At 68.2% G+C, this 1188-nt stretch carries 2 protein-coding genes; both read left to right on the plus strand.

Annotated elements, in window-relative coordinates:
• The coding region (locus UNPF46_RS37175; protein WP_142253332.1) for a DUF2147 domain-containing protein at positions 1-538 on the plus strand (538 nt) is incomplete at its 5' end.
• Positions 539-713: 175 nt separating this feature from the next.
• Positions 714-1070: a hypothetical protein gene (locus tag UNPF46_RS37180; protein ID WP_142253333.1), complete on the plus strand. Its 357-nt coding sequence runs from the start codon at positions 714-716 to the stop codon at positions 1068-1070.
• The last annotated feature ends 118 nt before the right edge of the window (positions 1071-1188 follow it).

The following is a 1188-nucleotide window of genomic DNA, read 5'->3' on the forward strand; positions in this document are numbered from 1 at the left end:
AACCGCGAGCAACGCGCCGGCCGAGACCGCCGTGCTGCCGCCGCCCGCGCCTCCTCCGGCGCCCGCGCCGGCCACGCAGCAGGCCGCTCCCGCCGTGACACCACCGCCGGCCCCGACCGTAGCCGCGGCCCCTCCTGCGCCGCCTCCGGCACCCGCTCCGGCGCCCCCCGCACCTGCCCCGGTTCAGGCTGCGGCCGTGGCTCCGCCTGCCCCGGCGGCTGCGCCCACCCGCGATCTCAATTCACCGCTCGGGATCTGGCTCACCGAGGAGAAGGAAGGCAAGGTCCGCATCGAGCAGTGCGGCAGCAATCTCTGTGGCTATTCGGTCGACAGCAAATCGAACCAGAACGGCGAGCAGGTCCTGATCAACATGAAGCCCGGCAAGGACCAGAAATGGTCCGGCCGCATCCTCGATCCGAACTCCGGCTCGACCTACGATTCGACCATCGCGATGAAGGGCACCGACCGCCTGCGCGTGCAGGGCTGCGCCTTCGGCGGCATGTTCTGCGGCGGCCAGACCTGGACGCGGGTGAACTGAGTTTCGACATCGACGATCCGACTGCAAGGGGCCCGCGAACCGGGCCCCTTTGCTTTTGCCGCGAGATTGGCGAGGTGCGCTACCTCACACAGCCTCCCGCGCGCGTGACAGGTCTCACATCGCCGGTTCCGCGCCCATGTCAGGTTCCCCGCATGGTCACCCAAAGGGGCGTGTCATGAACGGCTTTCGCAAAGGTCTCTTCGCCACCATCGTCGCCATCGCCTTCCCGCTGACGCAGGCAGGCGCGGCGACCTCCACTTTCGACGGTGCATGGAATGTCCGCATCTCGTCATCGAGCGAGACTTGCGGCAACGGCGCGACCGTCGCGATCGGCATCAGCAACGGCCAGATCGCATCGAGCAACGCCGCAGTGTCGGCGTCGGGCCGCGTCGCGGACGCCGGCAGCATCAACGTCACCTTGAGCACCGGCATCAAGCGCGCCGTCGGCTTCGGCCGCCTCAGCGGCAGTTCCGGCTCCGGCACCTGGCGCGGCGCGCTGTGCACGGGCACGTGGACGGCGGAGAGGATGTAATGCCTTGTGTCCCGGACAAGCGGCAACGCGCCAGCGTTGCTGCGCAGAGCCGGCAACTGTTATGTTGACGGTGCGACCTTATAGATTTTTCGGTCGCGCAGCATAGCGTTGAGGATGG

Source organism: Bradyrhizobium sp. UNPF46, assembly GCF_006658625.1.
GTDB lineage: Bacteria > Pseudomonadota > Alphaproteobacteria > Rhizobiales > Xanthobacteraceae > Bradyrhizobium > Bradyrhizobium nitroreducens.